Origin of the sequence: Brevibacillus centrosporus (genome assembly GCF_046622605.1) — a bacterium.
Lineage (GTDB): Bacteria > Bacillota > Bacilli > Brevibacillales > Brevibacillaceae > Brevibacillus > Brevibacillus centrosporus.
In genome coordinates this window covers 4,033,295-4,051,642 of the sequence record NZ_CP176856.1, presented here as the reverse complement: position 1 = coordinate 4,051,642, position 18,348 = coordinate 4,033,295, and the positions used below count along the sequence as shown (strand labels likewise).

19 protein-coding genes and 2 tRNA genes are annotated in these 18,348 nt (G+C 48.3%); 13 read left to right on the top strand and 8 right to left on the bottom strand.

Features of this window, described 5'->3' with window-relative positions; all coding sequences use genetic code 11:
• Nucleotides 1-183 precede the first annotated feature (183 nt).
• Both ACLIN2_RS20460 and ACLIN2_RS20455 read left to right on the top strand, forming a co-directional pair.
• On the top strand, nt 184-933 hold the full coding sequence (locus ACLIN2_RS20460) for a YitT family protein (protein ID WP_411501975.1): 750 nt from the start codon (nt 184-186) through the stop codon (nt 931-933).
• 36 nt (nt 934-969) lie between these two features.
• Nucleotides 970-1,890, top strand: coding sequence for an MBL fold metallo-hydrolase (locus ACLIN2_RS20455; RefSeq protein ID WP_411504572.1), 921 nt, complete (start codon nt 970-972; stop codon nt 1,888-1,890).
• Here ACLIN2_RS20455 and ACLIN2_RS20450 read toward each other — a convergent pair.
• Nucleotides 1,860-2,222 (bottom strand): hypothetical protein, encoded by a 363-nt coding sequence (locus tag ACLIN2_RS20450; RefSeq protein ID WP_310231276.1) that lies wholly within the window; start codon nt 2,220-2,222, stop codon nt 1,860-1,862. The genes ACLIN2_RS20455 and ACLIN2_RS20450 overlap by 31 nt on opposite strands.
• A 107-nt stretch (nt 2,223-2,329) precedes the next feature.
• On the opposite strand from ACLIN2_RS20450, the gene ACLIN2_RS20445 reads away from it, so the two are divergent.
• Nucleotides 2,330-3,181 (top strand): PHP domain-containing protein, encoded by an 852-nt coding sequence (locus tag ACLIN2_RS20445; RefSeq protein ID WP_411501974.1) that lies wholly within the window; start codon nt 2,330-2,332, stop codon nt 3,179-3,181.
• A gap of 176 nt (nt 3,182-3,357) precedes the next feature.
• On the opposite strand, the gene ACLIN2_RS20440 is transcribed toward ACLIN2_RS20445, so the two are convergent.
• From ACLIN2_RS20440 to ACLIN2_RS20430, 3 genes are all read right to left on the bottom strand, one after another.
• Nucleotides 3,358-4,596, bottom strand: coding sequence for a winged helix-turn-helix domain-containing protein (locus ACLIN2_RS20440; protein WP_411501973.1), 1,239 nt, complete (start codon nt 4,594-4,596; stop codon nt 3,358-3,360).
• Between the two features lie 399 nt (nt 4,597-4,995).
• Complete coding sequence (locus ACLIN2_RS20435) at nt 4,996-5,451, bottom strand: GNAT family N-acetyltransferase (RefSeq protein WP_411501972.1); 456 nt, start codon at nt 5,449-5,451, stop codon at nt 4,996-4,998.
• Between the two features lie 80 nt (nt 5,452-5,531).
• Complete coding sequence (locus tag ACLIN2_RS20430; RefSeq protein ID WP_122925292.1) at nt 5,532-6,041, bottom strand: YjcG family protein; 510 nt, start codon at nt 6,039-6,041, stop codon at nt 5,532-5,534.
• 156 nt (nt 6,042-6,197) lie between these two features.
• Between ACLIN2_RS20430 and ACLIN2_RS20425 the strand changes: the two genes are divergently transcribed.
• Complete coding sequence (locus tag ACLIN2_RS20425; RefSeq protein WP_170184505.1) at nt 6,198-6,356, top strand: hypothetical protein; 159 nt, start codon at nt 6,198-6,200, stop codon at nt 6,354-6,356.
• A gap of 2 nt (nt 6,357-6,358) precedes the next feature.
• Here ACLIN2_RS20425 and ACLIN2_RS20420 read toward each other — a convergent pair whose 3' ends face one another.
• Nucleotides 6,359-7,063: an alpha/beta hydrolase gene (locus ACLIN2_RS20420; RefSeq protein WP_400588364.1), complete on the bottom strand. Its 705-nt coding sequence runs from the start codon at nt 7,061-7,063 to the stop codon at nt 6,359-6,361.
• A gap of 93 nt (nt 7,064-7,156) precedes the next feature.
• Nucleotides 7,157-7,708, bottom strand: a complete 552-nt coding sequence (locus ACLIN2_RS20415; protein ID WP_411501971.1) for a hypothetical protein — start codon at nt 7,706-7,708, stop codon at nt 7,157-7,159.
• Between the two features lie 177 nt (nt 7,709-7,885).
• Between ACLIN2_RS20415 and ACLIN2_RS20410 the strand changes: the two genes are divergently transcribed.
• The 6 genes from ACLIN2_RS20410 to mutT all read left to right on the top strand — a co-directional run bounded on the left by ACLIN2_RS20410 (nt 7,886) and on the right by mutT (nt 14,137).
• Entirely contained in the window at nt 7,886-8,482 is a 597-nt protein-coding gene (locus tag ACLIN2_RS20410; RefSeq protein ID WP_122925295.1) for a phosphatidylglycerophosphatase A family protein, read from the top strand.
• Nucleotides 8,483-8,927: 445 nt separating this feature from the next.
• Nucleotides 8,928-9,004, top strand: a tRNA-Ile gene (locus ACLIN2_RS20405).
• A gap of 43 nt (nt 9,005-9,047) precedes the next feature.
• Nucleotides 9,048-9,123, top strand: a tRNA-Val gene (locus ACLIN2_RS20400).
• A gap of 503 nt (nt 9,124-9,626) precedes the next feature.
• Nucleotides 9,627-10,493, top strand: coding sequence for a phosphorothioated DNA-binding restriction endonuclease (locus ACLIN2_RS20395; protein ID WP_411501970.1), 867 nt, complete (start codon nt 9,627-9,629; stop codon nt 10,491-10,493).
• Nucleotides 10,494-10,586: 93 nt separating this feature from the next.
• Nucleotides 10,587-13,733, top strand: a complete 3,147-nt coding sequence (locus tag ACLIN2_RS20390; RefSeq protein WP_411501969.1) for a DUF3427 domain-containing protein — start codon at nt 10,587-10,589, stop codon at nt 13,731-13,733.
• A 17-nt stretch (nt 13,734-13,750) separates the two neighbouring features.
• Nucleotides 13,751-14,137, top strand: a complete 387-nt coding sequence (gene mutT, locus ACLIN2_RS20385) for an 8-oxo-dGTP diphosphatase MutT (protein ID WP_092267604.1) — start codon at nt 13,751-13,753, stop codon at nt 14,135-14,137.
• Between the two features lie 274 nt (nt 14,138-14,411).
• On the opposite strand, the gene ACLIN2_RS20380 is transcribed toward mutT, so the two are convergent.
• On the bottom strand, nt 14,412-15,038 hold the full coding sequence (locus ACLIN2_RS20380) for an ImmA/IrrE family metallo-endopeptidase (protein ID WP_411501968.1): 627 nt from the start codon (nt 15,036-15,038) through the stop codon (nt 14,412-14,414).
• A gap of 132 nt (nt 15,039-15,170) precedes the next feature.
• On the bottom strand, nt 15,171-15,605 hold the full coding sequence (locus tag ACLIN2_RS20375) for a helix-turn-helix domain-containing protein (protein WP_246071098.1): 435 nt from the start codon (nt 15,603-15,605) through the stop codon (nt 15,171-15,173).
• Between the two features lie 162 nt (nt 15,606-15,767).
• Between ACLIN2_RS20375 and ACLIN2_RS20370 the strand changes: the two genes are divergently transcribed.
• The 3 genes from ACLIN2_RS20370 to acsA all read left to right on the top strand — a co-directional run bounded on the left by ACLIN2_RS20370 (nt 15,768) and on the right by acsA (nt 18,180).
• Entirely contained in the window at nt 15,768-15,983 is a 216-nt protein-coding gene (locus ACLIN2_RS20370) for a helix-turn-helix transcriptional regulator (RefSeq protein ID WP_092267606.1), read from the top strand.
• Nucleotides 15,984-16,064: 81 nt separating this feature from the next.
• Nucleotides 16,065-16,277 carry a hypothetical protein gene (locus tag ACLIN2_RS20365; RefSeq protein WP_327930976.1) on the top strand — a complete coding sequence of 71 codons (213 nt, stop codon included), beginning with the start codon at nt 16,065-16,067 and terminating at the stop codon, nt 16,275-16,277.
• 208 nt (nt 16,278-16,485) lie between these two features.
• Complete coding sequence (gene acsA, locus ACLIN2_RS20360) at nt 16,486-18,180, top strand: acetate--CoA ligase (RefSeq protein WP_411504571.1); 1,695 nt, start codon at nt 16,486-16,488, stop codon at nt 18,178-18,180.
• Nucleotides 18,181-18,348 lie beyond the last annotated feature (168 nt).

The following is an 18,348-nucleotide window of genomic DNA, read 5'->3' as shown; positions in this document are numbered from 1 at the left end:
CAATGTACGATTGAAAGCTTGCAAACATTCGTATCTTCCTTGTTACAGGATAGTATACCAATAGGTCAGCCGAACAGTCAAAACGTTCCGACTCCGTAGTGTGCATTCCAAAGCGGATGGGACATACCCGTAGATTCTGTGTCATACACATAAACGAGCTCTATATGAAAGGAGGGGAGGAGCATGTATTGGCTGACCAAAATGATGGCTATCCTGGCAGGTAGTATTCTGGTTGCAGTAGGCGTAAATCTGTTTTTGGTCCCTCATCGGCTGATGGATGGAGGCATGATCGGAATCGGTTTGCTGGCCACCTACTATATGAAATGGCCGCCGGGACTCGTCATGATTTTCGTCAGTATCCCGGTGTATATCCTCGTATTTTTTTACGATCGGCGCTTGTTCTTTCACAGCTTTCACGGAATGCTCATCTCCTCCTTTTTCATCGATATTTTGTCTGTGCTGCGAGTGTGGAACCATTGGTCAATAGCCAGCTCATCCATCACGGGCGGCGTTTTGATTGGAATGGGGATTGGGCTAATGCTTGCCTACGAAACGAATACGGGGGGAACGGACCTGCTCGCGCAATTTCTCGCCAGACGATTTCACATGCGCGTCGCTTTGCTGATTTTGTTTATCGATGGGCTGATTGTTGCCTGCTCCTTCCAGACGATTGGTGCAGAAAGAACCGTATTTTCTCTGCTTACGATCATCGCAGTGGCTGCGACTACACATATGTTCAGTGGACTGGGGAGCAAGCGTCCACCGTACACCATTCTGGGACCGCTTGTTTCCAAAGCCAGCAGTGAGCGCATCGCGTTCGGTTCAAACAGAGCCATTCGTACACATGCTCCACAGCCGATCTCCTATAGCTACGTGGAGAAGGGGGAAGGGAAGGGGAAATTTATGGAGAAAATAAATAGGAAATCGAAATGAAATGAGGGACGCTGATTGTCTGCTCCTATGCCAGAAATGATAACGGAGCGTGTCGGGTTTTTTCCCGGTCACGTCAATATTGGCCTGGTCCTCGGAAACCATGGTGCGATTCTGATCGACTCAGGCCTGGATTCCCAAACAGCAAAGAAAATAAAGAAGGGACTGGACGCGATCGCCCAGCCCTTGTCTGCCGTTATTCAAACACATGCTCATGCTGATCACTTCGGTGGCAACGCCTACCTGCTCGGATGCTGGCCGGAAGCGATGGTATACGCACCACCGTTGGAAGAAGCGATTATCCGATACCCAATCCTCGAACCGATCTACCTGAATATGGGGGCTGAACCGCTCGCCGATCTGCGAAACAAGTTTTTGCTTGCCCAAGCTTCGCGGGTGGACCATCTCCTTCCTGTGGAGGGTGATATCGAGATTGACGGTGTGGTGTTTTCCATCCTTTCTCTGCCGGGGCACAGCTGGCAACAAGTGGGCGTTGTATGTGAGGAGATCTGCTTTGCCGCCGACAGCTATTTGGGGGAAGACATATTGGATAAGCACAAACTGCCGTTTCTTGTCGATGCACATGAGACGATTGCCAGTCTGGAAAAGCTGCATGCGTCCAGCTACAAAGGCTACATACCTGGACACGGACCTTACACCACCTCCTCTCATGGTGCGGTAACCAAAAACATCGAGCTCCATCACAAAATCTATCAGGAGATCGAAGAATTGCTGCAGGATGAGAACACGCTGGAAGAGGCATTGGCTCGTCTTTGTGAGCGTTTACACATTTCCATAGAGAACGCCTCAAGCTATGTACTGTTTCGAACGGCGTTCATGGGCTATTTAGTTGGACTGCACAAACAAGGGAGAGTTGTCTATCAGTTTGTCCAAAATAGATGGTTGTGGAGGAAGACAGAGCAGCTTGATCAGGACGGTGCAGATGGGGAAGAGAGGTAGTCGGCGATTTCCGCAAGCTTGTGCTCAGCAGCTTCGCGGACAGCTTTGGGAATGAAAAATACTTCCTCGGAAGCGGAGTTCATGTAAAACTTTGCTTCCAAGTAGGGATGCCCCAGCTTGACAGTCAGCTCGCCTTTACCAGTCGTCGTATTGGCGAAGTTCGTAGGAATTCGTAAAAAGTACGTACTGCTGCTGGCTGAGTCGTACATGACGACATCATACGTGGGTGTGGCGTCCCCAACGGAGCGTGAAAAGCCTTGCAGTCGGAGCATCTTGTCGACATAGGAGAGCGGCTGCACGACACCGGTCAGGGTTTTGTTTTTTAACCGCATGGACATCCTCCTCGATTCAACCTGTAAGAAATCGGGTTTGATTACATCCTATGTAGATCCATCGCAATTCAGACTTCTGGAAAAAGAAAAGAAGGAGTGGAATTTCCATGATTACCCATGCAGATTTGCATACCCATACCAAAGCCTCGGATGGTACATGTGAACCAGCCGAAAACGTACGACTTGCCAAGGAGGCGGGACTTGCCGCTGTCGCTATCACAGACCACGATACCGTAGCGGGAGTACCAGCCGCACGGAAAGCAGCAGAAGAGCTCGGAATCGAAGTTATTCCCGGTATAGAAGTCAGCTCCGTAGGGCGGGGACAGGACATCCATGTCCTCGGCTACTTTGTCCCTTATGAAGATGAAGCGTTTCAGGAGCGATTGGTTAGCCTGCGGGAAACGCGCCACGAAAGAAATCAGCTGCTCATTGCGCGGCTGCAGGAGCTGGGGATTCCGATTACGCTGGAAAATGTGTACCGACGCAAGCAGGGCACTGATAAAAATATCGGCCGACCCCATATTGCGGAGGAGCTGATCGAGCTGGGAGTGGTAGCGTCAATCGATGAGGCGTTTGCGAAGTACCTGGGGAAAGAAGGGGCAGCCTATGTAAACCCTCCGAGAATCACTCCGCAACAAGCCATTACCTTGATCAAGGATGCAGGGGGAGCAGCGGTTCTGGCGCATCCCGGTCTGTACGATGCAGATGATCTGGTAGAGGAGCTGATTGCCTTTGGTTTGGACGGTATTGAGGTCAATCACCCTGACAATGATCCTGATCAGCGTGCTCGTTACACGGCTTGGGCAAATGAACATGGCCTTGTGATCACAGGAGGCTCAGACTTCCACGGATGGCGAGGAGAAGAGCCGTTTCATGCGATGCTTGGAACGCACACGGCACCGATGGAAGCCGTTGAAAAGCTGCGGGAGATTGCGGTGGGGAGAAAAGCTCAAAAGTAACCGTGCAAATGAAAACAGCAGCAGCCATGGACCAGATCATCAAGTCCAGACTCCTGCTGTTTTTTGAACGAACGATTCCGGGTCAGCCATGTCCTCGATCTGATTAACCAATCATCAGTGGGCAGTCATGCAATCCGTTACAAAGGCTGGACGAGGTAATGCATTTTGAGTGGGGATCACTGCCTAGGCAGCTTGGCGAGCCACGGGTCTGGTACCAGATTGCTGTATTCGACAGCGTCGGCACCGACGAAGGATGCGAGATCGCCCAGATTTTCCGTTATGTCGTGATACAAGTCGGCTGTTGGGAGAACGTCTGGCTCTAAATAAAGTCCCTCAATACAGAGTACGCGACGGCGGCGATCGACCTTGGGTGACACTCGTCCAATCAATCGGTCGCCATGCAGGATCGGCATAAGGTAGTAGCCGTATTTCCGCTGAGCCTTGGGGACGTACATCTCATTGCGGAAGGTGAACCCCCAGAGCTGTTCGGTGCGCTCCCGGTCGCTTATCAGGTTGTCAAAGGGAGACAGCAGCGTCGTACGCCCCTCCCAGCTTCCTTCTCGAATGGCTTCAAGTGCATGGAGGGAGTCGGTGTGGACGAACCATGTATGTTTCGAAGAATCACCATCGATCTCGACAGGAACCACCTTTTGTTCCCTTTGCAGCCGCTCGAGTATAGAACGAAGGGGCACTCGGGATTGAAGGCGAAAAAAATACTGCTTTACATCAGCCACCCGCGCGATGCCGAGGGCACGTACCGCATGCTCCACGGCAACGGCGTTCGCTAAGTCCATCGGCAGCTCCTCGCGATCTGTCTCCTGCGGCAAATGAGCATCGGTGGTTGCCCACAGTCGTTGGCCAGATGCACGTCCGGTTACCATCACTTCGCCTCCCAACCATAAAAACTGCAGCATGCGCTCGACATTGCGGCCAGCAGTCCAGCCGCTCGATTTCCAGGCGACGGTGGAGAGGTCCTCAAATGCGCTCGTAGGGAGCGCGCCATCTTCCTGGAGGCGTTCAAAGATGTGCTGACGCAGCTTGTCGTTCGCGTTTATCCATTCCGCGGTGCTTTTGGGGGGATAGGCGTTCATATGTGCCCGGTACATCGGATAGTCTTCCGTAAGAACGATGGCTGCACAGTAGACCCAATATTCGAACAAAGAGCGCTGGTGCCATAGTAGGTTGTTGAGCAGTGACGTGGCCCCGGAACCGAGCCTGCTCCACAGCACGAGTTCGTGGCTCGGTGCCACTACACTGACCGGATCCAACTGCAAATAGCGTAATGACCGTAAGACAGTCATCAATTTCTCCTCGTCTGCAGCCTGCTGAGGAGCTGCCAGATGCTGACTTGCGATAGCCAATCGCCGTGCATCTGTTTTACTGATCACAAGCGGCTGATCGATTCCAAATGGCATAAGATCACACCTCCGAATAAGGGAACGTCGTAGCAGCTCCAATAGAAGCCGCTAAGAAAGCATTAGTAGTCCAGCATTTTTGAGGCGAATTTACATATTTTCTCATAAGATCTTTTCCTATGAAAATATCATTTATGTGGAGAGCCGTAAAGTGGAGACAATTGCAAACGTTTCGTGTTAGCTGTACGTGGCCGCCGTCTACAGCTTTATGGATCGATCGCAGTAACCACCTTCTAGGAGATCAAGCCCCTTTGAGGTGGAAACTCGGTATCTAATTGAGCGGCATGGAAAGCGGGAAAACAGGGGTGTATTATGCATACAAAAAGGCTACCTGATCATGTTTGCAGTAGCCTTTCTGACTGGTGTCGCTGTTCAGTTGTCTTCCTTATTTACGAGCTCTTATGCATTGTTAAGCTTTTTCACCATGGCAATATGCTCGATACCGGCTTCGTCAAAGATATCCCCGTGCGGCTCGTAGCCAAGCTTTTCATAAAAGCGCTGAGCATGTATCTGCGCATTCAGCTTGAGGGTATTGTAGTTGTGCTTCAAGGCGACTTCCTCCATCGCTTGCATGATCATACGGCCGAGTCCGGTTCCGCGTTCGGACTTGGTCACGGCAACGCGCTCTACCTTGCCCACGCCTGGCGCATACGGGCGCAGGCGGCTCGCGCCCACAGGAGTTTCCCCATCGTAGGCGACAAAGTGAACCGTGCCGCTGCTTACTTGATCGTGCTCATCAATTTCCAGGTCTTCGGGCACTTCCTGTTCCACAATAAATACAGTACGACGGACGGAGAGGGCATCCGCCATTTCTTTTTCGGATTGGACTGTTTGGATCTGATACGTCTTGTTCATGATGGCACGTCCTTTTTACGGCAAAAGATCCCTCCCTGTGAAAGTAACAGGGAGGGTCGTTGGTGTTTTGAGTATATGTCTTACTTTTTCAGCAGGAAGGTCTGGTAAACGCTCCAGATGCCATCCTCCAGCTGATAAATGAGGTGGAAGCGATCTACTTCAGAGGTCAGGTCGATTTTCGCCATGCTCATTTGTCCTGTCAGGTCGCGGAGCTCATCGTCTGACAAATCACGCCCGATGGTCAGGTGAGGTACGTACGCATAGGTTTCCTTTTCATTGACACACTGGTTCGCAATTTTTTGATGAAGAGCGGTGAAAGGCTCCTTGTTTTGCAAGGCCAGGTAGATGACGTTGGTCGTCGGATGAAAAGACGATACCCGATGGAATTGAGCCGTAAAGCTTTCCGTTGAGGAAGCGACTTGCTCCAGATGGCTGACCAGCTCAGGCAATTTGGCCTCTTCCAGCTCGAAGCCTTCTTTCAAACGGATATATGGAGGGATCAGAGCATACGCCGAATCGTAACGCTTGCGGTAAGAGTTGGCGACCTCTTGCACCTTGCTGGATGGAAATACAACGATACTGTACATCATGAGAACCACTCCTCCTTCACTATCTAGCAAACATCTATTCTCTTGGTATTCTGCTATTTTAACAGAAAATTCTTCATTTGTGTAATGTTATGCGTGAGTCCGTATATTCCGCTGGCGGCAGGAAAGACTGTGTAGTGCAGGGAGGTGCCGTACAGCATGTACATGGCCATGATGATCACATTTATTTTTCTTGTCCTTCTTTTACTCTCTGTGCTGACCTTCACCATCCTAACGGCGATCCGCAAAGTAGAGTTTGAAGAAGCTCTGGTTGCGCCGCTGAAGGACGAAGGCCCACAAGAAGAACAGCCACGGTAAGTTTACCCAAACAAGGCATGCAGCATACGCGGTATGTTGGTTTGCCAGTGGCCCCACGTATGGTCACCCTCAAAGGTCTCAAAGACCAGGGTGGCCATTTTCGTTTGCAAAATTTCTCGCAGCTCTTCGTTGGCAGTGACGAGATTAAGCGGCCCGCGAGAGGAAGTAACCGCTGTCTCCTGGTTGCCGATTTCGAGATAGACGGTCAACGGGACTTCAAACGCCGTTTCTGCTACCCGCCGATTCAGCTCCGCATCCATCGCAATCGATTGGCAGGCAATCTGCCCAAATGTATGAGGATAAGCCAAGGCGGTAAACAGCGAGACGACACCACCCAGTGATTCCCCGATGAGTGTCCGCGCGTTGCCCAGCGTATCTGTCGAGTAATGGGTATCCATATAGCTTACGACTTCATCCGCCAGAAAACGGCGATACGCCAGATGCTCGCTCCCATCCGGATGATACCGAGCCGTCCGTTTTTTCTTATCCACAGGTAAAAAGACTGCAAGCACGTCTGGCAGCTGCTTTTCCCGAATCATGCTATCCAAGAGCGTAGCCATCCTGCCCAAGGCCAAGTAATCATCCCCATCCTGTACGTAGAGCACGGGATAGGAATAGAGTGGAGAGTAGCGTTCCGGGGTATAGACGATCAGCTTTTCCGGCGTTCCCAGATGCCGGCTTTCCAAGATGATTTCCTCAAGAGCCACAAGCCTGTCCCTCCTTCATTGGATGTTCTGGTGATTATTATACAGGAGAGAGGGGACGTGGACGAGAGGGTGTCGCATTTTGTAGAGCAGAGCTTACGGAAGATCGCTTTCTTTTAAATAGCCATCCCAATCCCGCTCAAGCTTCCATACCCCATCCACCTGACTCACCGTGATCTGTCCCTTTTTCACCACTGCCTTATCGGGAAGACCATTTCCGTAAAGAAACTGTAATTCCAGGGTGTAGTGACCGATGTAGGTGCCGTTCGTTTCATCTTGATAAAACTCGTCCATGCGTACATCTTTCACTCTGATCTCGCATTTTTCCCGGATAACAGCTTCAATCGTCATACCTGCGACCCGATTCTTGAAAAATTTTTCGTATTCCTTTTGATGGAAGAAAGGCTTTACCTTTTCTGAAATGGCTTGAAACGCAAGAAAGTAGGCGTCCCCTTTTTCGGCGGATGACGCAAGCTGTTCGTAGTGCCCGTCCGCCAGCTGGGAGTAGGAAAACTCATACTGGGCTTTTTTCAAGGAAAGGAGCAAGCTTGCCGCTTCCTCTTCCAACGAGGGCTGCGCCTGGCAGCCGGTCAGAATACTGGTGATGAGCAAGACAAGCAGGGGGAGACTTCCTAATTTCAGCTTCACGCAATGACCACCTCCTTGGAAAAGGATACTATTAATTGGGAATATAAGTAAACTTTTATATCGAGTAAAAGTTGCGGTGGACTTTCCATTCTGAGTGAAACATTGTCGCAATTTTGTCACCATATGATACTATGGTAGAAAACGACTTCACTCGATATGCGGAAGGGGTTGTCTCTTATGAAGAAGCAAGTACACAGCATCGAAGTCAGAAACGCCGCCCTCGCACGCCTAACAGAACGAGGCGTAACCGTGGAGGACATCGCAGAGATCGTGTATCTCATGCAGTCGCCTTACCACCCAGACCTGACGATGGAACCATGCATCGAGAGTGTGAAAGCAGTACTGGAAAAAAGGGAAATGCAGCACGCCATTTTGGTGGGCGTTGAATTGGATATCTTAGCAGAAAAAGGCTTGCTTTCCGAACCGCTGCAGTCGATCATTGCATCGGACGAAGGCTTGTTTGGATGCGACGAGACACTGGCGCTGGGCTCCGTTTTTGGATACGGTAGCATTGCCGTAACGACTTTTGGACATCTGGATAAACACAAGGTCGGAGTCATCAAGCGCCTGGATACAAAATCAGCAGAGGGGCGGGTCCATACGTTCCTGGATGATTTGGTGGCAAGTGTGGCAGCCAATGCATCCAGCCGCATGGCGCACCGCATGCGGGATGAGCAAGAGGCAGCAGCTGCGCGGGAAGAGGCATTGGCGCAGCAAAGTGCGGAGCTGAAGCTCGAGGCGAAGGGTGAGGAAGGGAACGAGCAGGCAGGGTGAGGTTTGCTTATTAGGGAAGCAAGGACTTCACGAGAGCGCGAAGCCGAATAGTCAATACAAGATTCGGATTCGGAAACGAAAGAACTGGACTGCTTTGCAACTGTTTGTAAAAGCTGATGAAGGAGTAGTGAGCCATTCTCTGTTCGGGTTACGTGGATCAGGGGGAAAAAGGTGGAGCGGTGACTGCCGTCATGGTTGCGTTTTTTCGCCTATATTCAGTGACCAAACAAGCCGAGGAGCAGAGAGTGGCTTTTATATGTAAGGGACGGTATTCCTTTTCATGGAAACGATGTAGAGTATTGAGAAGGAAATGCTCACCAAACAACAGTTTATTGGTGACCTTTTGGTGGGAGTGAAAAAATTTACTAGAAATTATGTTTTTCCTCTTGAAATTCATTTAGGCATGCTGTATAGTAATAAATGTGATCGACGTCCGGTGCGATTGGGGCCCTTAGCTCAGTTGGTCAGAGCGGTCGGCTCATAACCGATTGGTCGTAGGTTCGAGTCCTACAGGGCCCACCATTAAACGAGTACATAGATGTTTAAGATCACATACATATCCCATGATCCGGTAGCTCAGTTGGGAGAGCACCATCTTGACAGGGTGGGGGTCGCTGGTTCGAACCCAGTCCGGATCACCATACGTTATAAGCCAATACCCTTGAGGAATCAGGGGCTTTTTCTTTTTTTTTGTCTATGGAATATCGATTAGGAAATTCCTCGCTTTCTATAGTTTTGGGTGGCATTTCGAAGTGCGATATTTGGATTTTTGAATGGAATGCCTATATAGATTTTCTAACGACAAAGGCTCCATTCTAGGCCATTTTCATGACTGGTTTTCTTTAGAAATTTGACACAACAAACTGATTGAACTACCGACATATTGTCAGTAACTTAGATTGACAGGTTTCCCGTTCAGCAAAATTGACGAAATGCTACTCATTGATTTGGGTAGCATTTCTTCTTGTGAATGGCAGTGTAATTTAAGTACAGTTCGAAAAATCATATCATTAATATCAGTTCACACTCAAAAGTTATAAAGGAATAATATGGTATACTAAAATAGGCCTATTTCTTTACTGCAGATCCGAAACCACAGGAAAATTATTGAAAACAGATATGCCTAAAATAGGGTGATCGGTGAATGAACATAACAGAACTAAAAAATAAGCTTTCAGCCATTTCCGTCTGGAAAAAGAACGGACAAAGAGCACCGCACAAGCCGTTATTAATTCTTTATGCGCTTGGACAATTCCAAAACGGAGAAAGAGTAGATCTCCCATATGAGGAAGTAAGAGAGAAACTAAAGCATTTGCTTATAGAATTTGGACCCGCAAGGAAGTCTTATCATCCGGAAGAGCCCTTTGTTCGCCTAGTGGGAGATGGTTTGTGGCAATTATCTTCGTCTGTTGATAAAAAGAGCTTCAGCGACAAGCAACTACTTACAGAAAGAATTGTAGGTGGATTCATCCCTGAGGTAGTTGACTTTCTAAAAAGTAACAATCAATTTGTTCCGGAACTAGCTTCGCAAATATTAAATGAACATTTTCCGGATACCATGCATGACGATATCCTGGAGGAAACAGGTCTTACTTTCAGTTATTTTAAAAAGAAACATCGAGATCCTAATTTCAGAGAAAGAATACTGAGAGCATATGAATATAGCTGTGCTATATGTGGCTTTAATGTTCGTCTAGGTAGGAACATAGTTGCCATCGAAGCAGCGCACATCAAATGGCATCAAGTAGGTGGACCGGATTGTGAAGAGAATGGGATAGCGTTATGCTCCCTGCATCATAAAATGTTTGATAGAGGAGTATTTACGATTTCAAACGAGGATTGCTTACTCGTATCAGAGGAGGCACATGGTACGAATGGCTTCGAGGTATGGTTAATGAGATACCATGGAACATCACTCCGCAAGCCTATCCGTCCAGACTATGCTCCCAAGGATTCTTTTAAACACTGGCACGTACGAGAAGTCTTTAGGGGCACAGCAAGATATATCTAAATAATAGGACCATTAAATCAATTGTGAGATGCTGGTTCTTTCATATCGTTTTGATAGAAACTTAGCACTAAATAATATTCCTTGAGGTGCCCCATGAAACAAGGCCTATACGAACAACTAATCAACAACTCAACGTTAAAGCACCTATCCACCCTAGACCCAAGTTTATACCAAATCGGCAAAGAACCACTAGACGCCGAAGAGGCAAGAAAACTCCTCTCCAACTACATATCTACGGTTACGCGCAAAGCCCTCAAACTAATTCGAGAACAGTCGTCCGATGAAGAAGCAGTCCTGGCACAGATCCACACATGCAACGAAATTATCGCTACATTAAAGAACGCTCTCGACGAAGAGGACTTGGAAGATCTAAAGCTTGATGAACAGGGAGAAATCCTCACATACGTCTATTCCAAAGTAAACAGCATAAGAAGCATCAAAGAAGACAAACCAACACGACCAGCCACTCCGTTATCACAAAGCTCGTTATTCACGGGGTCACACTCAGAGCCCAACATGATGAATGAACTCCAACACGAAATCGGGACTGCAGACCGTATTGATCTGCTTGTTTCGTTTATCAAGTGGAGCGGTCTTCGGTGTCTCATGGAACGGTTGGAACAATTCACGGCAAATGGTGGGCAACTGCGAGTCATTACGACTACGTATATGGAAGCTACAGATTACAAAGCTGTAATGGAATTGAGCAAGCTACCAAACACGGAATTGAAGGTATCCTATGATAGCGACCGTACTCGTTTGCATGCAAAAGCCTATGTTTTCAAGCGAGATACGGGCTTTACCACGGCGTATGTTGGCTCGTCCAATCTTTCGAATCCAGCACTGACGAGTGGGCTCGAGTGGAACGTGAAGGTAACGGAAAAAGACTCCTACGATGTACTAAAAAAGATCGAAGCAACCTTCGAAAGCTACTGGAATGATAGAGAGTTCAAGACCTTCCGGGCAAATGACGCCGAGCATGAACAGCAGCTCAAACAAGCGCTCAAGAAGAAAGAGAAAGAAAAGAATGATCTCCATTTTGGTTTCGAAATTACTCCGTTTGATTACCAGAAGGAAGTACTCGAAAAGCTCGCAGCCCAACGAAGTCTGTATGGCAAGGTGAAAAATCTAGTAGTAGCTGCTACTGGTGTAGGCAAGACAGTTATTTCTGCTTTTGATTACAAACGTTTTGCACAGAACAATACTCGTGCGCGACTTCTATTTATCGCGCATCGTGAAGAGATCTTGAAACAAAGCCGGGATACATTTCGGTATATTTTGAAGGACTTGAATTTTGGTGAATTGCAGGTGGGAAGTAATCAGGCGCAGTCGATTGATTATTTGTTTATCAGCATCCAGAGCTTTAACTCAATGAAGCTTGCTGACATCACTACGCCAAATTTCTATGACTATATTGTGGTAGATGAGTTTCACCATGCAGCGGCACCTTCGTACCAAAAGCTTTTATCCTATTATGAACCGAAGATTTTACTAGGACTAACAGCAACTCCAGAGCGGATGGACGGGAAAGATATTTTTCATTACTTTGAGAACACGATCGCTGCTGAAATTCGTCTGACGGATGCCATCGACCGAAAATTGTTGAGCCCCTTTCAATATTTTGGAGTGACGGATAGTGTTGACCTTTCCCAAGTGAAGTGGTCTCGTCGGGGCTACGATTTAATGGAATTGGAGAATCTCTATACCAATAACAAGATTCGTGCGTCGCAAATTATCAATAGTTTGAAAAAATACGTAACCGATCTGGATGACGTAAAAGGGCTTGGGTTCTGTGTGAGTGTGGATCACGCCATCTATATGGCCAAAGTGTTTCATGAGGCTGGAATTCCCTCGCTTGCTTTGCATGCTGATTCTCCTCAGGAAGGTAGAAATCTAGCCAAGCATAGATTGGCTCGAGGAGAAATCAAGATGATTTTTGTGGTGGATTTATACAACGAAGGAGTGGATATCCCTGAAGTGAATACGATCCTTTTCCTACGTCCGACAGATAGCTTGACAGTCTTCTTGCAACAATTAGGTCGGGGACTGCGACTGGCGGATGGAAAGGAATGTCTCACCGTACTTGATTTCATTGGGCAAGCCCACAATGAATATAGCTTCCAAGAAAAATTCCGAGCCCTTACTGGGAAAACAAAGCATTCTGTTCAGCACTATGTAGAGCATGGGTTTTCGAGTTTACCCAGAGGTAGTTTTATTCAGTTAGAGAAACAAGCGAAAGAATACATTCTACGAAATCTGAAACAAGGAATTAATACACGAAGAAATCTGGTTAACAAACTCAAGTATTTTACCGATGACTCAGGCTTAGAGTTGACCCTGGAGAATTTCTTGACTTACCACGGAATAAGCATTCATGAATTCTATGGTGGTCGGACCGGAAATCGGTTCTTCCGTGGGCTAATGGTTGAGGCGGGATTGATGGAGCCATTTGAATTTGCTGAGGGTGACAAACTAATAAAACGGATCCCCTCCTTGCTGAGCATCAACTCGAGGCGAATCCTCAAATTCCTCATTTCTTACTTAGAAGGAGGGCAGGAGCTACAAACTGAAGAAGAACTTATCATGCTCACGATGTTTTATTATACGTTCTATCGATCAGAGCCTAAGAAACAAGGATTTGGTAGTGTAGAAGAGGGCGTACAATTTATTATTTCTTGCGATGTTTTCCGAGAGGAGATACTAGATATCCTCAAATTCAACTACACTCATATCAGCTTTGTGGACAAGCCAAACCCATTCCCATACCCAAGCCCGCTTGACGTCCATTGTACGTATTCGACGGATCAAATACTAGCGGCATTCGGTTACTGGAATGAAGAAAAGGCGCCTAGCTTCCGTGAAGGGGTAAAATATTTCGCAGACAAAAAGACAGATGTTTTCTTCATTACCCTGAACAAGTCAGACAAAGATTTTTCACCATCTACACTTTACGAGGATTACGCTATAAACGAAAGACTTTTCCATTGGCAGACACAGAGCCGTACGTCCTCGGATTCTGTGACGGCTCAACGATATATCAACCACATGAAAACGGGTAATCGTATCGCGCTCTTTGTGAGAGAATATAAAGAAGAAAATCAGTACACAGCTCCTTTTATTTTCTTAGGAGAGGCCGAATACGTAAGACACGAGGGCAGCAAACCCATGAGCGTGATCTGGCAACTGAAAGAAGAGATGCCACCAGCACTCGTACCAGTGGCTAACAAGGTAATCGTATAGGAAGTGAACAGAAGAAGATGATCGAAGTAGCCGCAGCCATAATCCAAAATGCCCAAGGCCAACTACTAATCGCAAGACGCAAAAAGGGAAAATCACAAGAAGGAATGTGGGAATTCCCCGGAGGTAAGATTGAGCAGGGCGAAACGATTGAAGCTTGCCTGCAAAGAGAATTGCGGGAAGAGATGAATATCTCCATCGCACCATATGAGCCGTTTGGAGTTAACGACCATTTCTATGGGTCTACTCACATTCGTTTATTCGCTCACATGGCAAAGTTTATTTGCGGTGAAATATCGCTGGTCGACCACGATGAGTACCGATGGGTCGAGCGTGGCCAGCTGCAAGAGTATCTGTTTGCTCCTGCCGATATAAAGTTTGTGGAGATGCTACAAAAGGAAGTATAAGTATCTGGCGTGAAAACAGTATATTGAATTATTTCAAAAGATTGGTTGCTGACTGATCATACGTGCCTAAAAAGTCCTCGGAGATTGGTGAGAAGTATCAAGCGGAATTGTGCACGAAATCCCTTGGTATGACGTTTTTCCAATAGGATAATCCCCCTATCATAGACAGGGTAAGTTGCTTACTTTTTTCTGTCTACCATGAGGGGATCATAGCTGGCCAACAAAGCTAGATCTTCCATCTGTCTGGCAGCTCTCCTCTCGTTTACGTTGTATATCAGGCTCTCATAGAGAGAACGAAGGCGACTTTTGGCCGCACCTTCTCCTTCACAGCCATATAAGAAACAAGCTGTTCCCGCACTAAGCGAGGGGCAGCTTGTTTCTTTGGCACGGAAAGGGTCTGGACGAGTTCATGGTGCAGGCGGCCACGGGCGATTCGGCGGAGAACTTGCTCCCAGCGACGTTTGGCGAATCCATGTGTAATCCCAAACTCTACGGACAACAGGTCGATAAGCTCCTTTTCGTGATTAGGCAGCTCCAGCTTTTGCAGCAGGAAAAACGGGACGGCGGCGTAAAACTGAAAGGCCTGGGCATCCCTTTCCTGCCACTTCCGAAATTCATCCGGGAGCAGGAGCTGGTTGCCCAGGTGACGCAGCGGATGGCACAGCTCATGGCAGAACACTTCCCACTGGCGCTGGGGGCAGTGCAGCGAATTGATGAAGATATGCGCGTAGTCCGCATCAAAAATGACTTCGTCGGCCACTCCAGGTGCGAACGTCACGCCCATACGGAGGCGGGCCGAGACGTTTTCGATGGTGAGATCTGACGGGCTAGTGATGCCGATCTGTTTGTAGAGGCCCTCGACCCATTCTTCCAGATAGGTTCTTTCGTAGAGATGGAGCATACCCGATTTCACCCGCTCAGGAGAAGAGACGCTCGCATCGCGCACTCTCTCGTCTTTATTGTTAGAGAAAGTATAGCATAGGTTCTTATGGGAACGTATGTTCTTTTTTTACTCCTGCACTCACGATATCCTTCAGGTATTGTTTTTCTTCTCCTGCTCCAAGATCCGCGCTTTGTGCCTCCTGAATTCTTCCAGCTTCCATTTGACTGTTCCCGGCAGCTCGTTAACCAAAAAGCGCTTTTCATCCTCGGGCAAGGCATCGAAGTCATGAAAGGCACGGCTGATACTGACCGCCAAATCAAGCAAGTCGTCTTTTTGGGCAGAAGGGGTGGGGTCACTCGTTATCCCGTGCAAGTAATCTGTAGAGATGGCAAAGAGGTCAGCGATTTTGTGGACGGTTTCCATGGGAGGCTGCTTGGTTCCATTCTCGTAGGAGGTATATGTAGGGCGGGCGACTCCCAGCAAACCGGCGACGTACCCCTGAGTCCATTTGGGATCCTCGTGCTTCTTTTTCTCGCGTTCCTGTTTCAGTCGTTTGGCAAACTCTTTCATATCAAACTCTTTCATAAAAACCCACCGATCGGTTAAGGAATACTTCAATTATAATGTTACTCCCAGAAACAACAAACTATCGTTCCTATTAGTGTTAAAATGGTATTAACATGTTACCCAAAGGAACATATAATAAGACTAGCGAGCAGCGAACATATTCTTGAGGAGGTGATGCCCATGCGCGAATGGCTGAAGGCTCGGCGTGAGCAGAAAGGGATGACGCAGGAGCAAGCCGCCGAACTGTGCGGGATATCCAGAAGCTATTACACCCATATCGAGAACCAGGTAAAGACGCCGACTGTCAAGGTGGCCAAAAAGATCGCCGACGCCCTCGAATTTGACTGGCTTCATTTTTTCAGGGAGGAAGGTTCCTCAAAGGAGCACCCAACATGAGCGGCTGCCGTAGACAAGGGAGAAGCCGACTTTGCTTGTGTACGACAAAATACATAGCGGTAGTTGGGAGTGAAAGAACAGATGTCAAAATCCGTAGACTGGAATCGCAGGGTGTTGGAGGCCTTGGAGCAGACCTTTCCGTATGACGCGCGGCTGATGACCTTTTTTGTGCAGGAAGGAGAGAGGCAAAATCAGCTGTACGCAGAAAGATTGGCCGAATTCCGAAAAAAAGTGGAAGCAGAAAGGCAAGAAAGAGAGCGGATCATTCCTTTGTCAAAGGGCCTGTTTTATTGATTATTTTGGAAATGCCTCTAGCACAAACAATTGGCTGCCTACTAGTAAGTAGGTTCATTACAAGATCCCCGCAAAAGGATTTTGAATGATGAGAAAATGATCTGTTATAAAACAGATTGTTGTTGTATAATAAACACATTGTTATATAACAGAAATAACTCTCACATACGTGTATCTAGGGGTGGAAAAAGTGGCAACGGAACAAATTATGGTGCTGGATGAAAGAGCAAATCTCAAAAACTATGAGGAAGCGCTGCAAACGATGGATTGGCGGAATGTCGAGCGGCAATTTACTTGGTCGGAAACGGGTAAAGTGAACATCGTGTATGAAGCGATCGACCGTCACGTTGTTGAAGGCAGGGGCGAGCGAGTCGCGCTGCATTACACGGATGGCAGCAGAGAAGAGAGCTACACTTTTAAGGAAATGATGCAGCTGAGCTCAAGTTTTGCAAACGGCTTGCGCTCGCTCGGTGTGCAAAAAGGAGACCGTGTCTTCCTTTTCATGCCGCGAAGTCCCGAGCTCTATATAGCCCTGATCGGTATTTTGCGTCTGGGGGCCATCGCCGGTCCGTTGTTTGAAGCGTTCATGGAAGAAGCGGTAAAAGACCGCCTGGAAGACAGCGGTGCCAAAGTCGTAGTCACGACGTCTGCTCTGGTCTCTCGTATTCGCTCGCGGGAGCTGCCGCAATTGCAGCATGTGATTCTCGCGGATGCGGTGGAAAAAACCGAGGCGAATCAGATCCTCTACCGAGAGCTGATGGCGGCAAGCGATGCCTACACCATCGAATGGGTGGACCGCGAAGACGGGATGATTCTGAACTACACATCGGGGTCTACGGGAAAACCAAAAGGCGTTCTCCACGTGCATGACGCGATGATCCATCAAAAGCTGGCAGGTCAGTGGGTATATGACTTGCAAGAAGGGGACATATACTGGTGCACAGCAGACCCGGGGTGGGTAACGGGAACATCCGGCGGTGTGCTTTCTCCGTGGTTGAATGGAGTCACCGTCGTAGTCAGTGGAGGTCGTTTTCATGCGAACGAATGGTACGCGACACTGGAAAAGTACGGGGTTACAGTCTGGTTCAGCGCCCCTACTGCTTTTCGCTTGCTGATGGCCAAGGGCGAGCGGCAGCCTTTACAAACGTACAACCTCTCCAAGCTGCGTCATGTGTTGTCTGCCGGAGAACCGCTGAACCCGGAGGTAATCCGTTGGGGAATGGAGACGCTGCAGGTGCGTATCCACGACAACTGGTGGATGACCGAAACCGGCTCTTCCATTTGTGCCAACTTCCGCTGCAATCCACTGAGGCCAGGCTCGATGGGAAAGCCTCTGCCTGGCATAACGCTGGCGATCGTAGATGATGAAGGGAACGAGCTGCCGCCCAACCGACTGGGCAATCTGGCCATCAAGCCGAAATGGCCCGCGATGGTTCGCGCGATTTGGAACCAGCAGCAAAAATATGAGAAATACTTCCTGAATGGCTGGTTCGTGACAGGAGATTCCGCCTACAAGGATGCAGATGGCTACTTCTGGTTTGAGGGGCGCGTGGACGACGTCATTAATACTTCCGGGGAGCGGGTGGGGCCGTTCGAGGTAGAAAGCAAGCTGGTCGAGCATCCAGCCGTTGCGGAAGCAGGGGTCATCGGCGTTCCCGATCCGCTGCGCGGAGAAGTGATCAAAGCGTTTATCTCTTTACGGGCAGGCTATGAGGAAAGCGATGCGTTGAAAGAAGAGATCAAGCAGTTCGTGAAGACGCGCCTCGCCGCCCATGCAGCGCCGCGCCTGATCGAAGTGAGACAGACGCTGCCCAAAACCAACTCCGGCAAAATCATGCGCCGCGTGCTGAAGGCTTGGGAGCTCGGACTACCAACAGGCGATTTGTCTACGATGGAAGAGTAAGAGGATTGTGCTGCTTAAAAGCCGGGAAGGAGAGGCTATCCAGACGCCATGAATATGGCTGCTGAATAGCCTCTTTTTTTTACATAAATACATATAAAAATTCAACTTAATTAATAATTCGACACGATTCAACATGTAAAGATAAATAACCTATGATACGATTATTGG

Bases quoted from the DNA above. Each gene is read 5' to 3' on its own strand.
- ACLIN2_RS20425 (WP_170184505.1), top strand. From the start codon at position 6,198: ATGTACATGGCCATGATGATCACATTTATTTTTCTTGTCCTTCTTTTA.
- ACLIN2_RS20375 (WP_246071098.1), bottom strand. From the start codon at position 15,605: ATGAAAGAGTTTGATATGAAAGAGTTTGCCAAACGACTGAAACAGGAA.
- ACLIN2_RS20440 (WP_411501973.1), bottom strand. From the start codon at position 4,596: ATGCCATTTGGAATCGATCAGCCGCTTGTGATCAGTAAAACAGATGCA.
- ACLIN2_RS20395 (WP_411501970.1), top strand. From the start codon at position 9,627: ATGAACATAACAGAACTAAAAAATAAGCTTTCAGCCATTTCCGTCTGG.
- ACLIN2_RS20435 (WP_411501972.1), bottom strand. From the start codon at position 5,451: ATGAACAAGACGTATCAGATCCAAACAGTCCAATCCGAAAAAGAAATG.
- ACLIN2_RS20365 (WP_327930976.1), top strand. From the start codon at position 16,065: ATGTCAAAATCCGTAGACTGGAATCGCAGGGTGTTGGAGGCCTTGGAG.
- ACLIN2_RS20390 (WP_411501969.1), top strand. From the start codon at position 10,587: ATGAAACAAGGCCTATACGAACAACTAATCAACAACTCAACGTTAAAG.
- ACLIN2_RS20450 (WP_310231276.1), bottom strand. From the start codon at position 2,222: ATGCGGTTAAAAAACAAAACCCTGACCGGTGTCGTGCAGCCGCTCTCC.
- ACLIN2_RS20380 (WP_411501968.1), bottom strand. From the start codon at position 15,038: ATGCTCCATCTCTACGAAAGAACCTATCTGGAAGAATGGGTCGAGGGC.
- ACLIN2_RS20370 (WP_092267606.1), top strand. From the start codon at position 15,768: ATGCGCGAATGGCTGAAGGCTCGGCGTGAGCAGAAAGGGATGACGCAG.
- ACLIN2_RS20430 (WP_122925292.1), bottom strand. From the start codon at position 6,041: ATGATGTACAGTATCGTTGTATTTCCATCCAGCAAGGTGCAAGAGGTC.
- ACLIN2_RS20445 (WP_411501974.1), top strand. From the start codon at position 2,330: ATGATTACCCATGCAGATTTGCATACCCATACCAAAGCCTCGGATGGT.
- ACLIN2_RS20460 (WP_411501975.1), top strand. From the start codon at position 184: ATGTATTGGCTGACCAAAATGATGGCTATCCTGGCAGGTAGTATTCTG.
- mutT (WP_092267604.1), top strand. From the start codon at position 13,751: ATGATCGAAGTAGCCGCAGCCATAATCCAAAATGCCCAAGGCCAACTA.
- ACLIN2_RS20455 (WP_411504572.1), top strand. From the start codon at position 970: ATGATAACGGAGCGTGTCGGGTTTTTTCCCGGTCACGTCAATATTGGC.
- ACLIN2_RS20410 (WP_122925295.1), top strand. From the start codon at position 7,886: ATGAAGAAGCAAGTACACAGCATCGAAGTCAGAAACGCCGCCCTCGCA.
- acsA (WP_411504571.1), top strand. From the start codon at position 16,486: ATGGTGCTGGATGAAAGAGCAAATCTCAAAAACTATGAGGAAGCGCTG.